20 protein-coding genes and 1 pseudogene are annotated in these 23,109 nt (G+C 67.6%); 4 read left to right on the top strand and 17 right to left on the bottom strand.

Annotation, left to right across the window (positions count from 1 at the left end; genetic code table 11):
* The first annotated feature begins 52 nt into the window (after window positions 1-52).
* Both H9L16_RS05820 and H9L16_RS05815 read left to right on the top strand, forming a co-directional pair.
* Window positions 53-1,051 carry a L,D-transpeptidase family protein gene (locus H9L16_RS05820; RefSeq protein WP_187553598.1) on the top strand — a complete coding sequence of 333 codons (999 nt, stop codon included), beginning with the start codon at window positions 53-55 and terminating at the stop codon, window positions 1,049-1,051.
* Window positions 1,052-1,084: 33 nt separating this feature from the next.
* Window positions 1,085-1,798: a M23 family metallopeptidase gene (locus H9L16_RS05815; protein WP_425507256.1), complete on the top strand. Its 714-nt coding sequence runs from the start codon at window positions 1,085-1,087 to the stop codon at window positions 1,796-1,798.
* Between the two features lie 4 nt (window positions 1,799-1,802).
* On the opposite strand, the gene H9L16_RS05810 is transcribed toward H9L16_RS05815, so the two are convergent.
* The 8 genes from H9L16_RS05810 to glnA all read right to left on the bottom strand — a co-directional run bounded on the left by H9L16_RS05810 (window position 1,803) and on the right by glnA (window position 11,282).
* The gene (locus tag H9L16_RS05810; RefSeq protein ID WP_229796670.1) at window positions 1,803-2,549 is read right to left on the bottom strand and encodes a sulfotransferase; all 747 of its coding nucleotides are present in this window, start codon (window positions 2,547-2,549) and stop codon (window positions 1,803-1,805) included.
* Between the two features lie 37 nt (window positions 2,550-2,586).
* On the bottom strand, window positions 2,587-3,357 hold the full coding sequence (locus H9L16_RS05805; protein WP_187553596.1) for an N-acetylmuramoyl-L-alanine amidase: 771 nt from the start codon (window positions 3,355-3,357) through the stop codon (window positions 2,587-2,589).
* A 152-nt stretch (window positions 3,358-3,509) separates the two neighbouring features.
* A complete protein-coding gene (locus tag H9L16_RS05800; protein WP_187553595.1) occupies window positions 3,510-4,973 on the bottom strand; it encodes a putative Ig domain-containing protein in 1,464 nt (487 codons plus the stop codon).
* 212 nt (window positions 4,974-5,185) lie between these two features.
* Complete coding sequence (locus tag H9L16_RS05790; protein ID WP_187553594.1) at window positions 5,186-6,643, bottom strand: hypothetical protein; 1,458 nt, start codon at window positions 6,641-6,643, stop codon at window positions 5,186-5,188.
* Between the two features lie 140 nt (window positions 6,644-6,783).
* Window positions 6,784-8,388 (bottom strand): ammonium transporter, encoded by a 1,605-nt coding sequence (locus H9L16_RS05785; protein WP_187553593.1) that lies wholly within the window; start codon window positions 8,386-8,388, stop codon window positions 6,784-6,786.
* Window positions 8,389-8,407: 19 nt separating this feature from the next.
* Window positions 8,408-8,746 carry a P-II family nitrogen regulator gene (locus tag H9L16_RS05780; protein WP_187553592.1) on the bottom strand — a complete coding sequence of 113 codons (339 nt, stop codon included), beginning with the start codon at window positions 8,744-8,746 and terminating at the stop codon, window positions 8,408-8,410.
* A 21-nt stretch (window positions 8,747-8,767) separates the two neighbouring features.
* The gene (locus H9L16_RS05775) at window positions 8,768-9,550 is read right to left on the bottom strand and encodes a TorF family putative porin (protein ID WP_187553591.1); all 783 of its coding nucleotides are present in this window, start codon (window positions 9,548-9,550) and stop codon (window positions 8,768-8,770) included.
* 322 nt (window positions 9,551-9,872) lie between these two features.
* Entirely contained in the window at window positions 9,873-11,282 is a 1,410-nt protein-coding gene (gene glnA, locus H9L16_RS05770) for a type I glutamate--ammonia ligase (RefSeq protein ID WP_187553590.1), read from the bottom strand.
* Window positions 11,283-11,482: 200 nt separating this feature from the next.
* On the opposite strand from glnA, the gene H9L16_RS05765 reads away from it, so the two are divergent.
* Together H9L16_RS05765 and H9L16_RS05760 are read left to right on the top strand one after the other, a co-directional pair.
* Window positions 11,483-12,337 (top strand): undecaprenyl-diphosphate phosphatase, encoded by an 855-nt coding sequence (locus tag H9L16_RS05765; protein ID WP_187553589.1) that lies wholly within the window; start codon window positions 11,483-11,485, stop codon window positions 12,335-12,337.
* Window positions 12,338-12,381: 44 nt separating this feature from the next.
* Window positions 12,382-13,257, top strand: a complete 876-nt coding sequence (locus tag H9L16_RS05760) for an META and DUF4377 domain-containing protein (RefSeq protein WP_187553588.1) — start codon at window positions 12,382-12,384, stop codon at window positions 13,255-13,257.
* An 86-nt stretch (window positions 13,258-13,343) separates the two neighbouring features.
* On the opposite strand, the gene H9L16_RS05755 is transcribed toward H9L16_RS05760, so the two are convergent.
* From H9L16_RS05755 to H9L16_RS05720, 9 genes and pseudogenes are all read right to left on the bottom strand, one after another.
* Window positions 13,344-13,952, bottom strand: coding sequence for a YbhB/YbcL family Raf kinase inhibitor-like protein (locus tag H9L16_RS05755; protein ID WP_187553587.1), 609 nt, complete (start codon window positions 13,950-13,952; stop codon window positions 13,344-13,346).
* On the bottom strand, window positions 13,949-14,998 hold the full coding sequence (locus tag H9L16_RS05750) for a YheT family hydrolase (RefSeq protein WP_187553586.1): 1,050 nt from the start codon (window positions 14,996-14,998) through the stop codon (window positions 13,949-13,951). The genes H9L16_RS05755 and H9L16_RS05750 overlap by 4 nt, the downstream gene beginning before the upstream one ends.
* Window positions 14,995-15,770 (bottom strand): annotated as a pseudogene (locus tag H9L16_RS05745) (lysophospholipid acyltransferase family protein). The gene H9L16_RS05750 and the pseudogene H9L16_RS05745 overlap by 4 nt, the downstream one beginning before the upstream one ends.
* A 50-nt stretch (window positions 15,771-15,820) precedes the next feature.
* Window positions 15,821-16,195, bottom strand: coding sequence for a hotdog fold thioesterase (locus H9L16_RS16145; RefSeq protein ID WP_189375890.1), 375 nt, complete (start codon window positions 16,193-16,195; stop codon window positions 15,821-15,823).
* Window positions 16,196-17,029: 834 nt separating this feature from the next.
* Window positions 17,030-18,577, bottom strand: coding sequence for a phospholipase D-like domain-containing protein (locus tag H9L16_RS05735; RefSeq protein WP_233449416.1), 1,548 nt, complete (start codon window positions 18,575-18,577; stop codon window positions 17,030-17,032).
* The gene (locus tag H9L16_RS16135; RefSeq protein ID WP_233449415.1) at window positions 18,571-18,975 is read right to left on the bottom strand and encodes a phospholipase D-like domain-containing protein; all 405 of its coding nucleotides are present in this window, start codon (window positions 18,973-18,975) and stop codon (window positions 18,571-18,573) included. The genes H9L16_RS05735 and H9L16_RS16135 overlap by 7 nt, the downstream gene beginning before the upstream one ends.
* Before the next feature lie 4 nt (window positions 18,976-18,979).
* Window positions 18,980-19,453 (bottom strand): SixA phosphatase family protein, encoded by a 474-nt coding sequence (locus H9L16_RS05730; RefSeq protein ID WP_187553584.1) that lies wholly within the window; start codon window positions 19,451-19,453, stop codon window positions 18,980-18,982.
* A 28-nt stretch (window positions 19,454-19,481) separates the two neighbouring features.
* A complete protein-coding gene (locus H9L16_RS05725; protein WP_187553583.1) occupies window positions 19,482-20,111 on the bottom strand; it encodes a ParA family protein in 630 nt (209 codons plus the stop codon).
* Window positions 20,112-20,176: 65 nt separating this feature from the next.
* Complete coding sequence (locus H9L16_RS05720) at window positions 20,177-23,095, bottom strand: ATP-binding protein (protein WP_187553582.1); 2,919 nt, start codon at window positions 23,093-23,095, stop codon at window positions 20,177-20,179.
* Window positions 23,096-23,109 lie beyond the last annotated feature (14 nt).

Raw genomic sequence — 23,109 nt, 5'->3', positions numbered from 1 at the left:
CGACGGCGATCCCGGCTCCCGCAGCCTGCATGGGCATTCCTCAGGTGACCCCATGAAACGATCGATCTTGTTTGTCTCGCTCCTGCTCGCCACCGCCACCCTGCAGGCACAGGATCCCAAGCCGGCCACGCCGGTGACCACGGCACCCGCAGCCACCGCGCCGCAAGCGGTCGCACCGGCAACGCCGCCAGCAACGCAAACCGACGCCGCAGCATCCGAGCATCTGGAAGCGCAGGTGCTGCTGGAACGCGCGTGGTACTCGCCCGGCGAGATCGACGGCGAATGGGGCAGCAAGAGCCGCAAGGCCGTGGCCGGCTTCCAGCTCGCGCGCGGGTTGACTGTCAGCGGTGAACTGGATGCCGCGACCTGGGCGGAACTGCGCAAGGACGGCACCGCCGCATTGGTCGATTACACGCTCACCGAAGCCGACGTCGCCGGGCCGTTCGCGCCCACGCCGTCGGGAATGATGGCGAAGGCCAAGCTGAAGGCGATCCCGTTCCAGTCCGCCGCCGAAGCACTGGGCGAAAAATTCCACGCCAGCCCGAAACTGCTGGCCGCACTCAATCCAGGCATCCCGCTCGACGTGGCTGGCGGCAGCATCCGCGTGCCCAATGTGCAGGACATCGCGCCGATGCCGACCGCGGCGAAGATCGAGGTCGACAAATCGGATGCCGCGCTGCGCCTGCTCGACGCCAGCGGCAAGGCCTACGCGCAGTTCCCGATCACCAGCGGCACCGCGAAATTCCCGCTGCCGATCGGCGACTGGACGATCGAATCGATGACCCCCGACCCCTGGTACAACTACGATCCCGCGCTGATCGTCACTGCGCGCAAGGGCGATCGCAAGGCCAAGCTGCCGCCCGGCCCGAATGGCCCGGTCGGCACCATGTGGATGGCCTTGTCGAAGCCGCATTACGGCATCCACGGCACGCCGGAGCCCGGCCTGATCGGCCGCACCCAGAGCAGCGGCTGCGTGCGCCTGACCAACTGGAGCGCGACTGCGGTTGCAGCGGCCTCCACGGTCGGCATGACCGTGAGCATGGTGGAGTAAGCCGTGCGCCGCGAACGCCGCCAACGTCCGTTCCTGCGCGGAGTGCTGCTGTTCGTGCTCGGCGCGCTGGTCGGTGCCAACGCGACCTACTTCGCGATCACCCGTGGTGGCCCACCCGCAGCAGCCGTCGGTAATGATCGCGTGCAAATGCCATTGCCCACGCAGCCTGCGAACGATGCCGATGCCGGCGCGCCTGCCGCAGCACCGGCAGTCGGCAGCAACGCGCCGATGTTGCCGCCACCGGCAGTGCGCGCCACCGGCGTCGGTCCGGCGTCGATCGATGCCGGCATCGCTGCACCCGCGACGAATGCAGCAACGCTGCTGCTGCCGGTGCAGGGCATCACAGCAGAGCAGTTGCAGGACACCTTCACCGATGCCCGCAGCGGTGGTCGCGTGCACGATGCGATCGACATCATGGCCCCGGCCGGCACGCCGGTGCTGGCAGTGGCCGACGGCACCGTCGAGAAACTGTTCGACAGCAAGCTAGGCGGCACCACGCTCTACCAGTTCAACCCGCAACGCACGCTCGCGTACTACTACGCGCACCTGCAGGGCTACGCGCCCGGCATCGCCGAGAAACAATCGCTGAAGCGCGGGCAGGTGATCGGTTATGTCGGTGCCACCGGCAACGCCAATCCGGATGCGCCACACCTGCATTTCGCGATCTTCGAGCTGGGACCGGAGCAGCAATGGTGGAAGGGCACTGCGATCAATCCGTATCCGCAGTTGCGCGGCGACGCGCGCTGAGCGATCAGCCTTCGCCGGCGGCAAACAACGCGGCCTGCACGTCCGGATAATTAAGCACGAGCGTTTCCGGCGGCGTGCGCACGATCTTCTCGGTCGCTACCCGCACCGGTGCCGATCCCACGCCAAGGAATTCGAACACGCGATCGCATTGCGCCTGCGGATCGACCGCAAGGTCTTCGTAGGCGATGTGCAATGACGGATGCGCCGCGAACGCTGCCTCGAACTCGCGGGTGCGCCGGCGGGTCTCGGCGATGTCGCGCAGCAGGTCGTCTATGTCGACAGCGAACGGTTGCACCGGCGGCGGCGTGCCACCGGCGACGACCACGGTGACACCGGTCTGGCGCAGCACCACCTGGTGCGAGAGATAGCGCCGCAGCAAGTCGCGGCGATGCAGGAACACGATCGCCAGATCCTTGTCCGCTTCCACCAGTCGGCGAATCCCCTGCCATTGCGGCCGCACCAGCTCGTCGTACTTCAGCTTGAAGCCGACCGCCTGCGCACCGTGCGGATCGAGGAACGTTTCGCGCAGCACGCGTTCGGGCTGCTCGAAGCGCAGCGCCTCCAGTGCATCGCGCAGCGCTTGATCGCTTTCGCACGCCTGCGCCAGCGGCCCGTCCACGCCGACCATGTTGTCGCCCCAGACTTCGCCATGCACGATCAGCTGCGGATGGCTGCGCAGCGTGCGCACCAGCATCGTGCTGCCGGTGCGCGCCGCGCAGGCGATCATGAAACGCGGATGGCGTGCTTGCATCGGACTCACGCGCGCCTGGTCATCGAAAGAAAAACGATCATTTCGCCGCAGGCTGGGTCACTTGCGATGCGAGCGCATGCAGGATGCGCAAGTCCTCGGCATCGAACGCGGCCTGCGGATCCTCGCCGTCGTCGCGGGCACGGTAATGCCGATGGAACGCGCGCACCGCGGCCGCGCGATCGTTCAACGGATAACCGATCGCCGCCATCGCCAGCCACGGATCGAAACCCGATGGTGGATCCAACAGCTCGCCTTGCGGCCAGCGCCCGAAGCCGGCCTCGGCCAAGCGCTGCCACGGGAACAGCGAGCCTGGATCGCGCTTGCGCGTGGGTGCCAGGTCGGCATGCGCGATCACCTGGGTCTTCGGGATCGACAGGCGCGTGGTCAGGTCTTCGAGCAAGCGCAGCAGCGACACGATCTGCGCCTCGGTGAAGGGCTCATCCACTTCGTTGTCGATCTCGATGCCGATCGATGCCGAATTGAGGTCGGTGATCGTGCCCCAGCGCCCGCCACCGGCATGCCAGGCGCGATCGCCGTCGGCCACCAGCTGGTAGGTGCGGCCGTCGTCGCCGACCAGGTAGTGCGAGCTGACCGGGCCGCCGCGGTTGCGCGTGCGCAGCGTCTCCAGGCTCTGTTCGGCGGAGCCCTGCTCGGTCGCATGGATCACGATCACCACCGGCCGGCGCGCGTCGAAATTCGGCGACGGCACCCACTCCGCAAGCGGATTGCGGGGTGGATGCGGTGCATGGGTACAGGCCGACAGCAGCAGGCAGGCCGTGGCGAGAAGGGTCAGGCGTGGCGTGGTCATGCGGGCATTGCAGCGGGGTGGATGCACGATTGCAAGCGTAAAGCAAAGGGGCGTGCAGCCATCGCGTTGCCCTCGCATGGATTGGAGATGCATGCCGACGAAAAAGCCCGGCTATGCCGGGCTGTTCCATGCGGTTCGACGCGGGCGTCCGCTTACTTGAGCTTGATCATGATGCTGTGGCTCTGGCCATCGTTGATGTCCAGGGTCATCCGGTAGCAACTGCCGCGCTGTCCGCCGGGAACCAGTTGCGGGCCGCCCTGGATGCCGGGCGCATCCCAGGTCTTGCGATAAATCCCGTTGTTGGTGTGCTGCAGGTCGATCGCACTGCCCCGGTAGGCGGCCAGGTTCATCGCATACGGACTGGGACAGGTGATCAACGTGCTGCTGGTGGTGGCGCTGTCCAGGGTGGTGATCCAGCCATTGCTGCCCACCAGGCGGAACTGCAGCAGGATCCGCTGGCCCGGGCTGACCTGGTACAGCACCGGCAGCAGCGGCTGCTGCCACTGGAAGCTGTACAACCCCGTCACGGTATAGCTGACGGTGGCCGTAGCGGTGTTGCCGGCGTTGTCGGTGGCGGTGCAGGTTGCCGTGCGGGTGCCTGCGCTGCTGGTGTCCAGCGGGGTGCAGCTGGCCGTGTCGATGCCCGATAGCGCATCGGTCGCGTTGGCCATGGCGGTGTAGCTGCCGCCCTGCAGGATCAGGCCGGGCAAGGTCGGTGCCAAGACCGGTGCGGTCCTGTCGATGTTGGCCATCACCACATTGCTGCTGCCGCTGTTGCCGGCCGTGTCCTTGACGATCTGGATCGTGGTGGCGATGCCGATGCCTTCGGTGCTCAAGGTCTGGTTGGCCGGACAGGCTCCCGCGATACCGGAGGTTGCATCGCTGCAGGTGTAGCTCACCGTCACGTTGCTGTTGTTCCAGCCGGCACCGTTGGCGGCCGGCGAGGCTGCGGCCTGGATCACGGGATCGGTGATGTCGATGTTCACCGGGACCGTGCTGACTTCGGTCTCCAGACCCACGCCATTGGTCGCACTGCAGGTCGCAGTCGCGCCGGTGGCATCACCGGTGAGGGTGCTGGGCGTGCAGCCGCTGCTGCTGGCGATGCCGCTCTCCGCATCGGTCGTGGTCCAAGCCACGGCCACGTTGCTGATGTACCAGCCGTTCTCGCCGTCCGGCGTCGCCGGCGGTGCGACTTCGCCATTGAGCGTGTAGCTGATGACCGGCGGTGAGGTGTCGGCAGCGATGGTCACCGTGTACTCGCGCGATGCCGTGAAGCCGTTGGCATCCTCGCCTTCCACAGTAAACGTGTAAGTGCCGCCGCTGGTCGGCGTGCCGGACAGCACGCCAGCCGCACTCAGGCTCAGGCCCGGCGGCAGGTCGGCCGGATTGGCGTAGAACACCGGGCTCGGCGGCACGTAGTCGCCATCGGCGTTGGGGCCGGCATCGGCCAATGCAAAGCTTGCGCCTGCATGCGCGCTGCCCACCAGGCCGTCAGCGATGCTGCCGGGGCTCAAGGCCAATTGCGGGGCCTGACCCTGTCCATCGTCGCCCCAGCACACGCGCACGCCATCGCTGCGGATCGCGCAGGTGAAGGTGTTGCCGGCGGCGACCTGCACATAGGAGCCGGCCGGCGGTATGGCCTGGCCATTGAGGTTGCTGCCCCAACAGGCCAGGGTTCCATTGTCGCGGATCGCGCACGCATGGTTCCAGCCGACACTGAAGGTGCGGAAGGTGTCGCTCGATGCAGGCAGGTTGGTCAGCTGGTCATCGACCAGATTCTCGCCCCAGCATTCAATGCTGCCGTTGGCCTTCAGGCCGCATTGGTGGTTCAGACCGGATTCCAGGCGCTGCCAAGGGCCGGCGGTAGCTTCCGTATTGGGGCATCGAAACCGGTGTTGCAGTATCCAGCGCCTGCATGTGCCAACGACACACCGCAGAGATTCGGCCTGCCCTCAAATGCATTGTTGCGATCGTGGGTGATATTGCGGAACTGGAATTCGCTGTAACTCCAGCTCGCTGTTCCCCGGAAGCAAGGATCAAAACCGCCGACAGAAAGGGAACACAAGGCACCATCCGGAGCTGGTGCCAGTTGCCGCGAGGTGTAGGAGGACAATGACGTCGTATTGGCCGCGCCATTGCGGCCCCAGCAGGTGATCTTGCTATCGGTGCCAATCGCGCAGCTGTGGCTGTCGCCCGCCACCACTTGAGTGAACTGGCCTGCAGGCGCGGTGGCCTGGCCTTCGTCGTTGTTGCCCCAGCACGCCAGGGTGCCGTCGCGGTTCACTTGGCAGGCATGCGCATTGCCCGCGGCAATCTGCCCAAAGCCCGCTGCCCCTGCGGATTCCAGCATTGCCGGCACTGTAGTCTGGTCAAGATTCGGGAACCCACTCGTTCCCGGCCCGCCGGCCCCCCAGCATTGCACACCGCCATCCGCCTTCAGGCCGCAGGTGTGGGCAGAGCCCGCTGAGACCGTCAGGAACGCCCCCGCCGGCGGCGTCGACTGGCCATTGTCGTTCAAACCCCAGCAGGTCGTGCCTCCATCGGACTTTACGCCGCAGGTGTGGCTTGCGCCGGCCGAGACTCCCAGGAACCCGCCCGTCGGCGGCGTCGCCTGACCCTCGGCGTTCCGCCCCCAGCAAGACACGCCGCCGTCCGCCTTAACGCCGCAGCTGTGGCGTCCTCCCCCCGAGACCGCCACGAACGCGCCCGCCGGCGGCGTCGCCTGGCCATCGGCGTTGTTCCCCCAGCAGGCCAGGCTGCCGTCCGCCTTCAAGCCGCAGGCGTGGTGTTGGCCCGCCGAGACCGCCACGAACGCGCCCGCCGGTGGCGTGGACTCGCCATAGTAGTTATCGCCCCAGCAGGCGAGGCTGCCCTCCGCCTTCAGACCGCAGGTGTGGTAGTAGCCCGCCGAGACCGCCACGAACGCACCCGCCGGCGGCGTCGACTGCCCGTAGTAGTTGTATCCCCAGCAGGCCACGCTGCCATCCACCTTCAGCCCGCAACTGTGCGAGTGGCTCGGCGAGATCGCCAAAAACACCCCCGCCGGCGGCATCGACACTCCATTGCCGTTCCAGCCCCAGCAGGTCGCACCTCCGTCCGCCTTCACGCCGCAGGTGTGATACCAACCCGCCGAGACCGCCATTACCTGGCTGCCGCCTTCGGTGTTGGCGATGGGGTGTGGCGCATCATGCGCCAACGCCTGCGGTGCGAACGCGAAGGTCGCAAACAGCGCCAGCATGGCAGGCAAGGCAAACCGGCGGCCCAGCCGCTGCATCGTGGTGATCATCGTGTTCCCCGTGCCGCCCCCGGCGGTCATTCGCCAACCCTAACACCGAGTTGCCGCTTCGACATCCCCGAAACCATGCAAAAAAGCGGGCGACGTTGCCGTCGCCCGCCCACCACTCCCTTGCGGGATTCCCCTGGTGATCAGGACTCGTAGGCCGCCTCGCCGTGCGAGGTGATGTCGAGGCCTTCGCGCTCGGCTTCCTCGGAGACGCGCAGGCCGACCGTGTATTTCACGATCAGGTACGACACCAGCGCGACCACGCCCGACAGCGCGATGGTGATGAGCACGCCCTGCGCCTGGATCCAGACCTGCGAGCCGATCGAATACTCGGCCACGCCGGTCTCGGTCACGTAGTCCCAGATGCCTGCGCCACCGAGCGACGGCGCCGCGAACACGCCGGTCAGCAACGCACCAGTGATGCCGCCCACGCCATGCACGCCGAACACGTCCAGGCTGTCGTCGGCACCGAGCAGGCGCTTCAGCCCACTCACGCCCCACAGGCAGACCACGCCGGCGATCGCGCCGATGACCAGCGCACCATTCAGCCCGACCAGGCCCGCGGCCGGGGTGATCGCGACCAGGCCGGCCACCGCACCGGAGGCCGCGCCGAGCAGCGACGGCTTGCCCTTGCCGATCCACTCCACGGTCAGCCACGCCACCACCGCCGCGGCGGTGGCAAGGAACGTGTTGACGAACGCGATCGCGGCCACGCCGCCGGCCTCCAGCGCCGAACCGGCGTTGAAGCCGAACCAGCCCACCCACAGGATCGAGGCACCGACCATGGTCTGGGTCAGGTTATGCGGCTTGATCGCCTCGCGGCCGTAGCCGGTGCGCTTGCCGATCACGTAGGCACCCACCAAGCCCGCAATCGCGGCATTGATGTGCACCACGGTGCCGCCGGCGAAGTCCAGCGCGCCCTTGGCCCACAGGTAGCCCGACTTGGCCAGCACGCCATCCACCGCTTCGGTGCTGGTGAACGCATCCGGTCCCGGGAAGAACCAGACCATGTGCGCCATCGGCAGGTAGGCGAAGGTGAACCACAGCACGGTGAACAGCATCACCCCGGCGAACTTCACCCGTTCGGCGAACGCACCCACCACCAGCGCGCAGGTGATGCAGGCGAACGCGCCCTGGAACACGAAGAACGCGAGTTCCGGGATGTACACGCCCTTGGTGAAGGTCGCGCCGATCGACGAGGCGTTGAGGCCTGCGGCCAACACGCGATTGGTGCCGCCGATGAACGCGTTGCCCTCGGTGAACGCGAAGCTGTAGCCGTACAGCGCCCACAGCACCGCCACCAGCGAGAACACCGCCAGGTTCTGGATCAGGATCGACAGCACGTTCTTGGAACGCACCAGGCCGCCGTAGAACAACGCCAGGCCGGGCAGGGTCATGAAGATGACCAGTGCCGCGCAGACCAGCACCCACACGGTGTCGGGCTTGCTGATGCTCGGTGCGGGTGCCTCTTCTGCAGGTGCAGCTTCTTCGGCGGCTGCGGCTTCAACGGGTGCAACCGCTTCGGTCGCGACGACCTCGGCAGGTGCCGACGTGGTGTCGGCCGGTGCCACCTCGGGTGCCACCAAGGGCGCTTCGGCCGCAGGCGCGGCGGCGGTTTCGACAGGTGCCGGGGTTGCCGGATCCTGCGCGAACGCCGGCAACGCGGTGAGGGCTGCCACACCGCACAGCGCGGCCAGCAGCACGGATTGGACTCGGGTCTTCCACCCGGAGAAACGACGCGTCTTCATTGGAGCCTCCGTGGTGTGGTTAGAGCGCATCGGCGCCGATCTCGCCGGTGCGGATGCGGACGACGTGGTCCAGCGCGACGACGAAGATCTTGCCGTCGCCGACCTTGCCGGTACCGGCGGCCTTGCTGATCGCCTCGAGCGCGGCGTCGAACATGTCGTCGCTGACCGCGGCCTCGATCTTCAGCTTGGGCAGGAAGTCGACGACGTATTCGGCGCCGCGATACAGCTCGGTGTGGCCCTTCTGCCGGCCGAAGCCTTTCACTTCGGTGACGGTCAGCCCGGAGATGCCGACCTCACCGAGGGCTTCGCGCACCTCGTCGAGCTTGAACGGGCGAATGATGGCGGTGATGAGTTTCATCTTGGCTCCCTGTGTGGTGCGTCAGAACGCCTTGGTGACGGTCAAGGCAACGGTGTCGCGCGCGGTCTTGTTGCCGTACGGATTGACGTAGAGGGTGTCGTCGGCGTCGGTGCCGGTGTAGGCCAGACCCACGGAGAACCCGTTGTCGAACCCCTTGGTGATGCCGAGCTTCCAGTCCGCGTATTCGAACGCGCCGTTGCCGCTGCCCTGGATCCACTGCTTGCCGGCGTGCGCGCCCAGGGTCCAGCCCTCCGCCACCACGAAATTCGCGCTCAGGTCGAGGTAGCCGCTGCCGCTGGAATCGGCGTAGCCGAACAGGTCGGTGGTGGCCACCGAATACTTCGCGCCGAGGGTGATCTTCTCGCTCGCGGCCACGCTGATGCCCGCGTAAACCTCGAGGGTGTCGGCGCTGTTGAAGCCGGAAGGGAAGTCGCCGGGATACCAGTAGTACAGCGCGCCGACGTCGTAGCTGACGGTGTCGTTGAACTTGCCACGGTAGCCACCGTAGACATCGAGTTCGAGGCTGCTGGAAATGGGTGCGGCGGTGCTGGAGAGATCGGACAGCCAACTGACGTTGCTGCCCCAGGTGCCGACGTAGAAGCCGCTATCGGCCGCGTACTCGACGCCGCCCTGCAACGCGGGTCCCTGGTTGGCCTGGGTGGTGCCGCGGAAGATGTAATCGCTGGTGATGCTGACGCTGCCGGTGGTGCCGGCATGTGCGTTGGACGCGAGCGCGAGGCTGGCCAGGATGGATGCCATCGCGGTGTTGCGGATCGAACGAGTGGTGCGTGTGCGAGACGGCATGACAAGGCTCCTCGATAAGCGGTAGCCCTCCCCAGTCATTTGTTGCGTGCACGTGCGATGCAGGGTGGTTGGTCCTGCTCGCGGCGATAGTCGATCGCCGTTTGTTCCTCCTTGCGTGATGCGCGTCCTGCGCGTCGTGCGGTCCCCACCGCACACCTGGCCCGCATCGTTCCCTTCCTCGGCCACAAGGGCGCGGGAGGGGCACATCCGTCGATGTGCCCTCCCGGCCCCATCCGATCCTCGCCGGGGAGGGAGCGAAGCGAGGATCAGCCTGCTTCGCCCTGTTGCATCGCTTGCCGCCACGCGGGCGGCTGCGCTCACATCAGATCGCGTAGTACATCTGGTATTCGAGCGGATGCGTCGCCGCGCGGAACGCGGTCACTTCCTTCATCTTCAGCGCGATGTAGCCATCGATGAAATCGTCGGAGAACACCCCGCCGGCCTTGAGGAAGTCGCGATCCTTGTCGAGCGCTTCCAGCGCCTGGTCGAGGCTGTGGCACACGGTCGGGATGTTCTTCTCTTCTTCCGGCGGCAGGTCGTACAGGTCCTTGTCGCTCGGTGCGCCCGGGTCGATCTGGTTCTTGATGCCATCCAGGCCGGCCATCATCAGCGCGGCGAAGGTCAGGTAGCCGGAGTTCATCGGATCCGGGAAACGGATCTCGATGCGGCGGGCCTTCGGGTTGGACACGTACGGGATGCGGCAGCTCGCCGAGCGGTTGCGCGCGGAGTAGGCCAGCATCACCGGCGCTTCGAAGCCCGGCACCAGGCGCTTGTAGCTGTTGGTGGTCGAGTTGGTGAACGCGTTGATCGCGCGGGCGTGCTTGAAGATGCCGCCGATGTACCACAGCGCCATCTGCGACAGGCCGCCGTAGCCATCGCCGGAGAACAGGTTCTTGCCGTCCTTCGCCAGCGACATGTGCACGTGCATGCCGCTGCCGTTGTCGCCGACGATCGGCTTCGGCATGAACGTCGCGGTCTTGCCGTTGCGGTGGGCGACGTTCTTGATGATGTACTTCATCGACAGCAGTTCGTCGGCCTTCTGCACCAGGGTGTTGAACTTGGTGCCGATCTCGCACTGGCCGGCGTTCGCGACTTCGTGGTGGTGCACTTCGACCTCGATGCCGATGGCTTCGAGTTCCTTGCACATCTCGGCACGGATGTCGTGCAGCGAATCCAGCGGCGCGACCGGGAAATAGCCGCCCTTCACGCCCGGGCGGTAACCGGTGTTGCCGCCTTCGTATTCGCGACCGGAGTTCCATGCGGCTTCTTCCGAATCGACATGGAAGAAGGTGTGGCCCATCTCGTTGGCGTAGCGGACGCTGTCGAAGATGAAGAATTCCGGCTCCGGGCCGAAGAATGCGGTGTCGGCGATGCCGCTGGACTTCAGGTAGGCCTCGGCGCGCTTGGCCACGCCGCGCGGATCGCGCGAATAGGCCTGCATGGTCGCCGGGTCGAGGATGTCGCAGGTCAGGATCAGGGTCGGGTCGGCGGTGAACGGATCGATGATCGCGGTCGATGCATCCGGCAGCAGGACCATGTCGGATTCGTTGATGCCCTTCCAGCCGCTGATCGAGGAACCGTCGAACATCTTGCCGTCCTCGAACAGGCTGGCGTCGACGATCGACTTCGGGAACGTCACGTGGTGCTGGACGCCACGCACGTCGGTGAAACGCAGGTCGACGAATTCGACCTTGTTGTCCTTGATCAGTTTTTCGACATTCTCGAGCGACACGGCAAACTCCGGAACAGACGGTTGGGATACCCGTTGCTATCGCAAGCGTCGTGCCAACATCCAAGTTGTTGATTTTCATGGCATTGCTGCAGTGCAATCGCGGATTTAGCACCCTTGCGGTTCAATTTCCAGGGTCGATGCACTCCTTTGGTGCGAACGCGCCTGCGTTATCCTGCGCCACCACCGACTGCCCGCCGCCCATGAACGACCTGCTCGCCGCGTTGCTGCTCGGCATCATCGAAGGCATCACCGAATTCCTGCCGATCTCCAGCACCGGCCACCTGCTGATCGCCGAACGCTGGCTGGGCCACCGCAGCGACCTGTTCAATGTGGCCATCCAGGCCGGCGCGATCCTCGCCGTGGTGCTGATCTACCGCCGCCGCCTGCTCGGCCTGCTGGCGGCGTTCGCCGGCCGCGACATGAGCGCCCCCTACGACCCGCTGGGCATCGACATCAGCCCGAAGCTGGCACGTGAATACGGCTTCAAGCTGCTGGTCGCCTTCGGCGTCACTGCGGTCGGCGGCCTGACGGTCAAGGCGTTCGGCTGGGAGTTGCCGGATACCGTGCAGCCGATCGCCTGGGCGCTGATCATCGGCGCGGTGTGGATGGTCGTCGCCGAACAACTGGCGGCCAAACGCGCCGCGCGCGATGGCGAACGCACCGCGATTTCCTGGACCACCGCGGTGCTGGTCGGCGTGACCCAGGTCGTGGCCGGGGTGTTCCCCGGCACCTCGCGTTCGGCGGCGACGATCTTCGTCGCCTTGCTGGCGGGCACCACCAGCCGCTCGGCGGCGACCGAGTTCGCGTTCCTGGTCGGCATCCCCACGATGTTCGCGGCGACCGGCTACGAATTGCTGTCGATGGCCCGCGACGGCGGCCTGCACGGCGAGGACTGGACCGCGCTGGGCGTGGCCTTCGTGGCCTCCGCGATCACCGCATTCGTCGCGGTGAAGTGGCTGCTACGCTACATCGAGACCCACCGCTTCACCGCCTTTGCGGTGTATCGCCTGATCCTCGGCATCGCCCTGCTGCTGTGGGTACCGGCGGGCGGCTGAAACGATTCGTGGGATCCACTCCGCCTCAACGCCCAGGCATTGCCATGAAACGACTACCCGCCCTCGTCCTGCCCATCCTGTTTGCCGGCTGTGTCGGCACCGAGACACCTGCAGATCCCGCCAAGTCCAGCCCGGATGCCGTTGCCGTCCCGAACCCTGCTCTCTCGGCACCTGCACTTGCACAAACTGCCCCGGCTCCCGAACCGCTCGCAGGACGGCAATGGAAGCTGCTGCAGGCCAGCGATGCCAACGGCAAGCGCATCGCCGCACTGTTTGCACAAGCAGACAGGCCGCTGCAAGTGGAATTTGCCCGAGGTCGCATGGCGGTCACCAACGCCTGCAACCCCCTGTACGGGAAATACAGGCGCAACGGCGACGTTCTGGAACTCGAGGCGCTCGCATCCACCATGAAAAAGTGCCATGACCCCGAGCGCATCGCGCTCGACCTCGAGGTGAAGCAGCGCCTCACAGGAAAGTTGTCGTCATCTCTGACCGGTAATGACAAACCCAGGATGACGCTGCGAAATGCTGCCGGCGATGCCCTGGTGTTCCTTGCAGCACCGATCGTGCCAAGGCGCTACACCGGTACGGCGCAGGAAATCGTGCTGGAAGTCGCTGCCATGACCAAGCGTTGCAACGATCCCGAGATTCCGGACTACCAGTGCCTGCAGGTTCGCGAAGTCGCGCCTGAGAAGGCCGGCGACGCAGCCAACGGCAAGGATCGAAGCGGGGATACGGGGTTCGACCGCTTCCTCAATTTCTACGGCGATATCGAGGGTTACACCCATGTGCCGGGTGTCGGCAGCGTCTTGCGGATCCACCGGCGCAAACTGGCCGACGCGCCCGTCGGCGGCCCCTCGTCGGTCTATATCCTGGACGCGGTACTGGAGACCCGGCCGGCAAGCGCCCAGGCTGACTGAGGCGCATCAGCTGCCAGTAACTCCGAAGGGGATCGTGTCGGCGGCCTGGCAACTTGCATGCATCCAGACGCGGGGGTGTACCCAGATCAAGGATGCAGGCTGTACGTCCCGTACGTGCTCGCCTCGGCCAGCACGTGGCCGCGCATGGCGCGGAACACGTCGCCGGCGGTGAACGCTGTTGGCAGGTCGAGGGTTGCCACATCCAGCGCGAACACGCGGAAGAAATAGCGATGCACGCGTGCGTCGTGCGGCGGCGGATACGGGCCGTCGTAACCGAAATAGTCGCCGCCCATCGCCGCATCGCCGGCGAACCAACCGGTGTAATCGTTCAGTCCGGAGCGTCCACCTGCATCACTGCCCGCGGGCTTGCCGCGCGACGTGATGCCCTCGCTGCAGCTGCCGGCGGCGATGGCGTCGATGTCGGTGGGGATGTCCACCACGGCCCAGTGCACGAAGTCGCCGCGCGGATGCGCGACCGGGATGTCGATGCTGGCGTCGGCCACCAGCGCGCCGTCGGTCGGCGCATCGGTATCGATGCACAGCAGGGCAAACGATCGCGTGCCTTCCGGTACTTCGCTCCATGCGAGATGCGGATTGCGGTTGCCGCCGAAGCCGTTGTCGCCGTCGCGCGCGCCCATCGCGAACTCGGGCGGGATCGGCTGGCCGTGTTCGAAGCTGTCGCTGTGGATTTTCATGCGGACTCACCTGGTGTGTTGGCCGGAGTTTGCACCGCAGCGGGTTCAAGCGCCGTCGACAAGTGCTCCGCCACCCAATCCTCTGCATAGCCGCGCAGGCGGGCGTCGCGCAGGAACGCACAGTGACCGCCGTGCGCCGCGATTTCCACCGTCGCATTGGCGGGCAACTGCCAGTCGTGGAAATCGTCCACCGGGATCACCGGATCATCCGCCGACGTCAGGATGTCGGCCGGGACCTGCAAGTCGCGCATGCGGTCCCGGCTGATCCGGTAACCGTCGAAATACGCATCGACGTCCGCAAATCCGGTATGCCGCGCCACCAGCCATGCCGTCAGTTCACGCAGGCGGCGGCTGCGCAGCTGCTCTTCGGCGATCGCATGCTGCTCCGGGAACAGGTCGCGCTTGCGCCGCAACGAGCGCGTCCACTTCTTCAGGAAGTAGCGCTCATAGAACGGCAGGCCGCGTTCCATCGCGGCGGTGGTGCGCTCGGGATCGAGCGCCGGGCAGACCGCCGCCACGCGTGCCAGGCGCAGCCCCGCACTTGGCGCATGCAGGGCCACCCGCAAGGCGAAGTTGCCACCCAGCGAATAACCGGCGACGACCATGGGTTGCTCCGGCTGCTGCCAGCGCCCGGACACCGCCAGCGCCGCCTGCAGCACTTCATCGAGCCGATTGGAATGGAACAGGTCTTCGTTGAGGTGGTGGGTATCGCCGTGGTCGCGGAAATTCAGGCGGAACACGTCGAAGCCGCGTTCGAGCAGGCGGGCGCAGGTCAGCCGCATGTAGCCCGATTCCGCGCTGCCCTCCCAGCCATGCAGCAGCAACGCAAGCCCGCGCGGCGCGCGCGCCGGCAGGGTGCTGTGGACGCCATGCAGGCGGATCCCGCCGCCGGCATCGACCAGGTGTTCCCCATGCACGGCACCCAGCTTGCGCAGTTCGCGTCCGCCACGCGCCACCCGTATCGGGCTGCTGGACAGCAAGGTCTGCAGGTGCGGGCTGCGCAGCCAACGCGGCGCGCGATAGGCGCTGACGGTCTGCAGGCTCATGCCGCCGCCATCGCCGCTTCGACGCGCTCGCGCGCGGTCTGGGCGATGCCGCGGCGGCCGGCCTGTTCGGCATGCAGGATCGGTTCCAGGAAGCAGACCCGCACCGGCCGCGCGGGTTCGCCGAGCAGGCGGGCGAAATTGCCCATGAAACTCTCGCCGGGGCGAAGGCGACGATCGGTTGCGCCTCGCAGCCATCGCCGTAGCAGAGCGCCACCGGCTGTACCGTGGCATCGGCATCGACCGCAGCGGTGAAGATGCGCGCGTGGAAGGCACCGAGTTCGCGGCCATCGCGGGTACCGCCTTCCGGGAACGCGGCCACCGCACGACCGCTGCGCAGGCGCGCACTCATCTCGGTCATCACCCCACCCAGCGAATGCGTGTTGCCGCGCTGCAGGTAGATGGTTTCCGCATGCGAGGTCACCCAGCCGACCACCGGCCAGCCGCGGATCTCCGCCTTGGCGATGAAGCCCATCATGTGCTGCGAATGCAGGGCGACGATGTCGACCCAGCTGATGTGGTTGGCGACGAACAGGGTGCCGCCGGTACGCGGCGTGCCAACGCCCTCCACGCGCATGCCGAATACCCGCAGCAGGCCGCGCGCCCACCAGCGGATCGCGGCGTGGCCCACCGGGCGGCGGCCGTCGTCGCCGACTGCGATCAGCAGCAGCACGATCGGCAAATGCACGAACAGATGCCAGAGCAGGAACGGCAGGCGATAGCCGTAGCGCAGGGCGCGCAGGCAAGACTCGACGGCGGGGGACGTCGCGGGCATGGTCCGGAACCTTAGCGGGTGCAGGCTGGAGCAGTCAGCCTAAACAGGCATCAGGCGTGGCCGCTGGCGGGCGGCTGCGGCAATACCGCCAGGGTGATCCGGCTGATGCAGACCGGTTTGGCGGCCTCGTCCTCGATGCGGATTTCCCAGACCTGGGTGCTGCGACCGATGTGGATCGGCCGCGCAGTACCGGTGACGATGCCGCTGCGCACCGCGCGCAGGTGGTTGGCGTTGATCTCCAGCCCCACCACCGCATTGCCGCCAGCCATCAACATGCCGGCGCTGCTGCCCAGGGTCTCGGCCAGCGCGACCGAGGCCCCGCCATGCAGCAGGCCATACGGTTGGTGGGTGCGCGCATCGACCGGCATGGTCGCGCGCAGGAATCCGTCACCGAGCTCGGTGAAGCGGATCCCCAGTGCCTCCATCAGGGTGCCGGCGGAGCGCGCGTTCAGCGCCTCCAGGCTCGCCCCTTCGGGCCAAGCGAACGTGTTGGCGGTCAAACGCGGTTCAACCGAACTTGAACCCGCCCGGGCGCCAGCTGCGCGTGTAGGATTTGCTGCCACCGGGCGCGCCGTAGCCCCGGTGCTGCCGTAACCGCTGCTGCGACCGTAGCCGCCGCCGACCTCGCGATCGCGGCGCTGGTGCATGCGCTCGATCAGTTCCTCCCGACGGCCGTCCAGCCAGTCGGTACGGCCCAGCGTGGCCGGATCCACGCCGCGACGGTTCGCTTCGTTCGCACGGTAGTCGCAGAAGTCGTCGTAGGCGTCCAGCTCGTGCTTCAGCTCGCGCACCGACAGTTCGATCATCACCGCGTCGTCGAGGAAGCCCAGCACCTCGACATGATCCGGGATCACGTCCTGCGGATCGCAGAAATACATCAGCGCGGTCAGCACGCGCTGCTTGTCGTCTTCCGGGAGCGCCCAGCCGGTATCGCGCACCATCGCGATCATGTCGTCCAGGCGCAGCAGGCGATCCTTGATGAAGTCGGGGATGTGCACTTTCTGTGCATCGGCCAGCAGGCCCACCGCGCAATCGACGATCTCCTGCTCGGACTTGCCCTCGGCGGCCTTGCGGGAGCGTTCCGCCGCTTCCTGGAAATGGGCGAGGTCGCGGTCATTGAGCTCGAAGTTCAGGGTGATCGACATGGCGGCATCCGGCGCGCGTAAAGAGACCGGCAGACTAGGGCGCGCGCCGCAGCGCGTCAATCCGACGCGAGCACGTCGCGATGCCGGCCAAGCGAACGGGATCGCGCCGCGGGTTCACAGGATCGGCGACAACCCCGAGCCGAACGCGGTGAACACGCGCACGCCCAGCCACTTCAGGCCGATGTCGACCTCCGGCGAGTTGCCGACCGGGGTGTGGCAAGCGCGGAAGGCGGGATCGAACGGCGACGGCGGCGTGGGGCAATCCGGGCCGGGGACGAATTCGTAGCTGGTGGCGTACTTGATCGGCCACAGGTCGAAGATCGGCATGCGCTCGGAGATCCGCGCCAGGGTGTACTCGACCCCGGGCAGGATCGGTGAGGAATCGCGGCGACCGATCGTCCAGGCGTTGCCCGGTGCCATGTCGCGCTGGATGCTGGCGGCCAGGCGCGCGGCAAAGGCCGCATCCTCGATCACCACCGCGCTCTCGGTGTTGTAGGTATCGCCGCGCGGGTCGAAGTTGTGGGTGCCGACCACGCCGACCTTGCCATCCACCACCATCGACTTGGCATGCAGGCCCATGCGCATGCCGGCCTGCTTCAGCCGCACCGGCATGCCGCCGGAACCCAGCGCGCGGAAGCGCCCGGCTTCGCTGTCCGGGTCCCGGCGCAGGCCACGCTCGGCCAGCCTCCGCTCGCGCAGGGTTGGTCGCCGCGGCGCGGTAGCGGGCGTGGCGGGTGCGGCTTCGTCCAGCATCGGCAGGTCGGCGCCAAGCGCGCCCGGCTCGAACGGCGCGTCGGCCGGGAACGGCTTGAACTCGTGGATCTCGAAACCGAAGTCGCGCAAGTAGCGGCGCTTGTACTTGTGCGAGATCGCGTAGGCGATGAAGGCGTCGGTCGAAGCAAGACTGTTCGTGGAGATGCGCACGCGCGGCGCGTCCTCCTGGCGGTGCAATTCGCGGAACAGGTGCTGCGCGGGCTTGGACAGCACCAGGTAGGGCGTCTGCAGCAGCACGTCGTCCTGCGCGCCGGCGATCAGCGTGCGCAGGCCGATGCTGGCGGCTTCGGCGGCGGCTTCGGCGGCGGCGGGCCGGTCCTGCCAGTGCTTCACCGGCAGGTCGGCGATGAACTGCACGCCCCGCACCGACATCGCCGGCTCGACGAAGCGCGCGCGGATCGCGGCCTCGTCATCGACCATCGCCAGCAGGGCGCGGACGCGTTCCGGCTTGCGGTAGGGCGCGTGCGGTGGCGGTGGCGCGCCCTGCGCGTGCAGCAGGCGGGCGACATCGCCCAGTTGCTCGGCGGGCACGCTGCGCCGGGACGACCAGAACGCCTCGAAATTGGCGGCCATCTCGGTACCGACCGGGCCGGCGATCAGCAGGTCGCGGTCGCGGAAGTTGTAGCCGGCACCCCAGTCGTAATAGTCGTCCTGGTAATTGCGCCCACCGGTGATGCCGACCTCGCCATCGATCAGCAGCAGCTTGTTGTGCATGCGGCTGTTGAGCTTGCGCCAGCAGCAGGCGGCGGCCACGGTGTACATCGGCAGCGGCAACCGCGCACGGTCGAGCACCGGGTTGTAGACGCGCAGCTCGAAGTTGGCATGCACCGCCGCCAGTCCGGCCAGGCTGTCCACCTGCCGCAGCGCGGCCAGCTGGTCGATCAGCACGCGTACCTTGACCCGCGGAAGGCCGCGGCCTGCAGCTCGTCGAGCACCAGTTGCGCCGAGTCGTCCTCGTCGAAGATGTAGGTCTGCAGGTCAATGCTGCGCTGCGCGCTGCGGATCAGGTGGATGCGCACCAGCAGGGCGTCCGGCGCGTCATCCAGGATCAGTGCGACATGGCGCGGCGCGGCCGGCGTGGAATCGGCGATGGCCTGCTGGCCGAGCACGCGCAACGGCGAGGCCAGCGCGCAGGCATCCGCGCGCATGCAATCGACCTGGGTGCTGCGCGCGGCGCGGGCGATGCCGGCCGCTTCGTCGCGCTGCTGGTCGGAAAGGGTGGCGCAGCCGGCCAGCAGCAGCGCGCACGCGCCCGCCAGCAACTGCCGCATGCCGCGGTGGATCATCCGGTCATGGCCACCAGAACGCCGACAAGGTGGCGATGCCGGGTTCGATGTTGACGTCGGCCGGCAGCGTCAGCACCGCGATGCCGCCCGGCGGCATGCCGCGGTAATCGCCGGTCTGGCCGCTGTGCATCAGCGCCGCCAGCTGCTCCAGGCCGGGGTTGTGACCGACCAGCAATAGCCGTTCGGCGTCGCGGTTGGCATCCGCCAGGGCGGCCAGGGTGCCGGGGCTGGCCTCGTAGATCGATGCGTCCTCGTGCACTTCGGCATCACCGATGTCGGCGAGTGCCGCCAGCGTCTCGCGGGTACGGGTGGCGTTCGAGCACAGCACGCGATCGGGCTGCAGCCCGTGTTCGCGCAGCCAGTCGCCGGCCGCGCGCGCTTCCGCCTGCCCGGTCGCGGACAGCGGGCGCTGCAGGTCATCCTGGCCGGACGTGGCGGATTCGGCATGGGCATGGCGCAGCAGGATCAGTTGACGCATGGACACTCCTTGGTCGCCCGCGAGGGCATCAGTCTTTCTGCAGCCACTTGAGCAGCGGTTGCCAGTCGGCCTGGTGATCGCGCACCTGCGCCGAGTGATAGTCGAACAGGCTCTTGCCCAGGCCCGTGAGGACCACATAGGCCTGGCTGTCGCGCAGCTGCGCGACCAGCGGGAACGGCCAGGCGCGGAGCACGTCCATCGCCTGCTGGCTGGCATTGGTATTCGGCTTCAGGCGATTGCCGACCAGCCCGACCCGCAGCTTGCCCTTGCGCACGCGCGGATGCCGGCCCAGCGATTCCAGGAAGCGCACGCTGGCCTCGATGTCGAGTGCGGACGGCTGCACCGGCACGACCACCGCGTCGGCGATCTCCAGCACCTCTCCCAGGTTGTCGGCCATGGATCCCGCCGGGGCATCCAGGATGATCCTCTGGGTGTCCTCAGGCACGCGCTTGCGCCAGGCCTTGCGGGTGCCGTCGAGCGGTAGCACGGCGCTGGCCATGCCGGCGCGGCGCTCGCACCAGCGCGTGGCCGAGCCCTGCGGGTCGGCATCCACCAGCACCGTGCGCAAGCCGGACAAGGCGGCATTCGCCACCAGCTGGGTGGCGATCGTGGTCTTGCCGACGCCACCCTTCGAACAGGCCACCAGCCATGTCTTCATCGCGCTGCTCCGTTGCGGGATGAGCCCAGCGTACACGCGGCGGATGGCCCCTGCATGCGCCGCGTTCAGACCGGATAGCGCTGCGCCACATCCAGCCGCAGGCGCGCGGCGGCGGTGTGCACGTCGACCGCCAGCGGCAGCACGCTGGCCCAGTCGCCACCGCGTCCCGCGCCTTCCAGCGCGGCGGCGGCCTCGGCCAGCTCCAGCGCGCCGACCAGCCGCGCTGCGCCTTTCACCTTGTGCGCCTGGCGGGTCATGCCATGCAGGTCGCCGGCCAGCCGCAATTGTTCCAGCACCGCCAGGTCTTCATCGGTGCTGCCGAGGAAATCCTCCAGCAGCGCACGCGCCTCGCCGACATTGCCGCCGATGAGGTCTTCCAGCACCGACACCTGCAAGGTCGGCGGACCCTCCAGCTGCGGCAGGCCGGCTTCGGTCGCCACCGCCTGGCGGTTGTTGGCGCTCTGGATGCGCGCGCCCTGATCCGCCCCCATCGTCCCGCTGCCGGCGGTATGCGGCAACCAGCGCTGCAGGCAGGCACCGAGGGTGGCGATGCCGACCGGCTTGGCAAGGTAGTCGTCCATGCCCGCGGCCAGGCAACGCTCGGCCTCGCCTTTCAGCGCCGATGCGGTCAGTGCCACGATCGGGGTCGGCGGCAGCCCGCGGCGGGCCCCTTCCTCGCGGATCGCGCGCGCCAGCTGGTACCCATCCATGCGCGGCATGTGCACGTCGCTCAGCAGCAGTGCATAGCGGCCGCTGCGCCATCGTTCCAGACCCTCGATGCCGTCCTCCGCGGACTCCGACGCATACCCGGCCAGGGCGAGCTGGCGCTGGATCACCTGGCGGTTGGTAGCATGGTCGTCGACCAGCAGGATCAGGCTGCGCTCGGCTTCCGCCTCGCTGACCGTGGGCAGGCGGCGCGGAGTGAAACCGGCGACCTGCTTGCCGGGCAACAGCAGGTCCGGCAACTCCTCCGGCGGCGCGCGCTGCAGGGTCAGCAACAGGCGCATCGTGGTGCCCGCGCCCGGCACGGATTCCATGTCCACGCTGCCGCCCATCAATTCGCCGAGGCGGCGGCTGATCGCCAGGCCCAGGCCGGTGCCGCCGAAGCGGCGGGTGGTATCGACCTCGGCCTGAGAGAACGGCTGGAACAGCCGCGCCTGCGCCTGCTCGCTGATGCCGATGCCGGTGTCGGTGACCCGGAGTACCAACGCATCGCTGCCCAGTGCGCCATCGCCGGGATCGTGCCGGCCCGGCTCCACCGCCACGGTCACCCCGCCGTGTTCGGTGAACTTGATCGCGTTGGACAGGAAATTGCCGATCACCTGGCGGATCCGCAGCGGGTCCGCGTAATGCGCCGGTGCGATCCGCGGATCGACCTGGCAGGCCAGCGCCAAGCCCTTGCTTGAGGCCGAACCGGCGTAGTTCGCAACCACACTGCGCAGCAGGTCGGGCAGCGAGGTCGGCACCGGCTCGATCTCCATCCGCCCGGCCTCGATCTTCGAGAAATCCAGGATGTCGCCGATGATCCGCAGCAGCGCCTCGGCCGAGGCCTGGATCACGTTGAGCGAGCGGCGCTGCTCGATGTCGAGTTCGGTGTGCGACAGCACCTCGATCATCCCGGTGACGCCGATCATCGGCGTGCGGATCTCGTGGCTCATCGCCGCCAGGAACGCGCTCTTGGCCTGGTTGGCGTCGCGCGCACGCGTCTCGCTGTCGCGCAGCGCGCGCTCCAGCCGCTTGAGCGTGGTGAGGTCGGTCGCCACCGCGAGCAGGCCGACCATCGCGCCGGTGTCGTCGCGCATCGCCGACAGCGCCAGCAGCACCGGCAAGGTGCGCCCGCGTTGATGACGCAGGACGAATTCGCGCGGCGGTTCGCGGTGCTGGGCCAGCGCACGCAGCGCAGTCCAGTCGGGCGCGATGCGCTGGCCGTATGCCTCGCTCAGCGAACGCGCCAGCGACTGCAACGCCTCCGGGTCGAGGATCGCGTCCATCGACTCGCGGCCCAGCAGCGACCCCGGCGGCCAGCCCAGCAACTGCTCGCCGAACGGGTTCACCTGCGAGAACACGCCGTCTTCGTCCACCGCGAAGATCGCGGTCGGTGCGGCCTCCAGCAGCAGTCGCTGGAAATGCTCGCGCCGCTCCAGCGCGCCACGCACGCGGTCGTTGCTGATCAGCTGGTCCTTGAGCTGGGTCTCGACCCGCTGCACATGGGCACGCATGCGCAGGAAGCTGTCCATCACCTCGCCCAGCTCGCCGTTGGGCGTGTAATGCGGCTGCGCGGTGTAGTCGTGCTGGGCCATCCGCCGGGTCAGCTCGGTGAGGCTTTCCACCCCGCGATAGCCGTTGCGCAGGATCCGCCGGCCGAACAGCGCGACCAGCAGGAAGCACAGCAGCGACAAGGCGATGCGGATGTGCCCAACCCGCTCACCACGGGTCAGCTCCGCCTGCACCAGCGCCTCGGCGCGCAGTTGCCCGCGCTGGTCGATCCGCTCCAGCCGTTCGATCAGCGGATCCACCGCGGGATACAGCTCGCGGTCGGCGAACTGGCCGAGCGCGCGGATGTCCCGGGCCTGCAGGATCCGCTGCAGGGTATCGGCGGCCTGGTCGGCGCGCACCCGCGCCTGCAAGGCCTGCTCCAGCAGCGCCTTGTCCTCGCCTTCCAGCGGCATCGCCTGCAGCGCATGCCATTCGCGCGCGGCGCTGGCGCGGGCCTCGGCCACCACTGCCTGCCCCTGTTTCCAGTCGACCAGGTGGTTGCGGGTGCGGAACGTGGTGTCGACCACGTCCTGCGAATACGTATCGACGAGTCGGCGGATGCGGCCCATGCCAGCCAGCACATCGTCCTTCATCGCCATCATCGAACGCTGGGCGTAGTGCTGGCCGACTTCGTCCAGCGCCAGCACCAGCGCGCCGGTCACCAGGAACAGGCCGAACAGGCCCAGCAACTGGTGGCGAAGGCCGAGGCGCGACGGGTCAAACCGCATGCAGCCGATCCCGT

Source organism: Thermomonas carbonis (assembly GCF_014396975.1).
GTDB classification, from domain to species: Bacteria; Pseudomonadota; Gammaproteobacteria; order Xanthomonadales; family Xanthomonadaceae; genus Thermomonas; species Thermomonas carbonis.
The sequence above is the reverse complement of the archived record's forward strand: the minus strand, read 5'-3'. Positions and strand labels throughout refer to the sequence as shown.

Coding starts and splice junctions, on each gene's coding strand:
- H9L16_RS05820 (WP_187553598.1), top strand. CDS start 53: ATGAAACGATCGATCTTGTTTGTCTCGCTCCTGCTCGCCACCGCCACC.
- H9L16_RS05810 (WP_229796670.1), bottom strand. CDS start 2,549: ATGCAAGCACGCCATCCGCGTTTCATGATCGCCTGCGCGGCGCGCACC.
- H9L16_RS05805 (WP_187553596.1), bottom strand. CDS start 3,357: ATGACCACGCCACGCCTGACCCTTCTCGCCACGGCCTGCCTGCTGCTG.
- H9L16_RS05790 (WP_187553594.1), bottom strand. CDS start 6,643: ATGATCACCACGATGCAGCGGCTGGGCCGCCGGTTTGCCTTGCCTGCC.
- H9L16_RS05785 (WP_187553593.1), bottom strand. CDS start 8,388: ATGAAGACGCGTCGTTTCTCCGGGTGGAAGACCCGAGTCCAATCCGTG.
- H9L16_RS05780 (WP_187553592.1), bottom strand. CDS start 8,746: ATGAAACTCATCACCGCCATCATTCGCCCGTTCAAGCTCGACGAGGTG.
- H9L16_RS05775 (WP_187553591.1), bottom strand. CDS start 9,550: ATGCCGTCTCGCACACGCACCACTCGTTCGATCCGCAACACCGCGATG.
- H9L16_RS05765 (WP_187553589.1), top strand. CDS start 11,483: ATGAACGACCTGCTCGCCGCGTTGCTGCTCGGCATCATCGAAGGCATC.
- H9L16_RS05760 (WP_187553588.1), top strand. CDS start 12,382: ATGAAACGACTACCCGCCCTCGTCCTGCCCATCCTGTTTGCCGGCTGT.
- H9L16_RS05755 (WP_187553587.1), bottom strand. CDS start 13,952: ATGAAAATCCACAGCGACAGCTTCGAACACGGCCAGCCGATCCCGCCC.
- H9L16_RS05750 (WP_187553586.1), bottom strand. CDS start 14,998: ATGAGCCTGCAGACCGTCAGCGCCTATCGCGCGCCGCGTTGGCTGCGC.
- H9L16_RS16145 (WP_189375890.1), bottom strand. CDS start 16,195: ATGGAGGCACTGGGGATCCGCTTCACCGAGCTCGGTGACGGATTCCTG.
- H9L16_RS16135 (WP_233449415.1), bottom strand. CDS start 18,975: ATGATCCACCGCGGCATGCGGCAGTTGCTGGCGGGCGCGTGCGCGCTG.
- H9L16_RS05730 (WP_187553584.1), bottom strand. CDS start 19,453: ATGCGTCAACTGATCCTGCTGCGCCATGCCCATGCCGAATCCGCCACG.
- H9L16_RS05725 (WP_187553583.1), bottom strand. CDS start 20,111: ATGAAGACATGGCTGGTGGCCTGTTCGAAGGGTGGCGTCGGCAAGACC.
- H9L16_RS05720 (WP_187553582.1), bottom strand. CDS start 23,095: ATGCGGTTTGACCCGTCGCGCCTCGGCCTTCGCCACCAGTTGCTGGGC.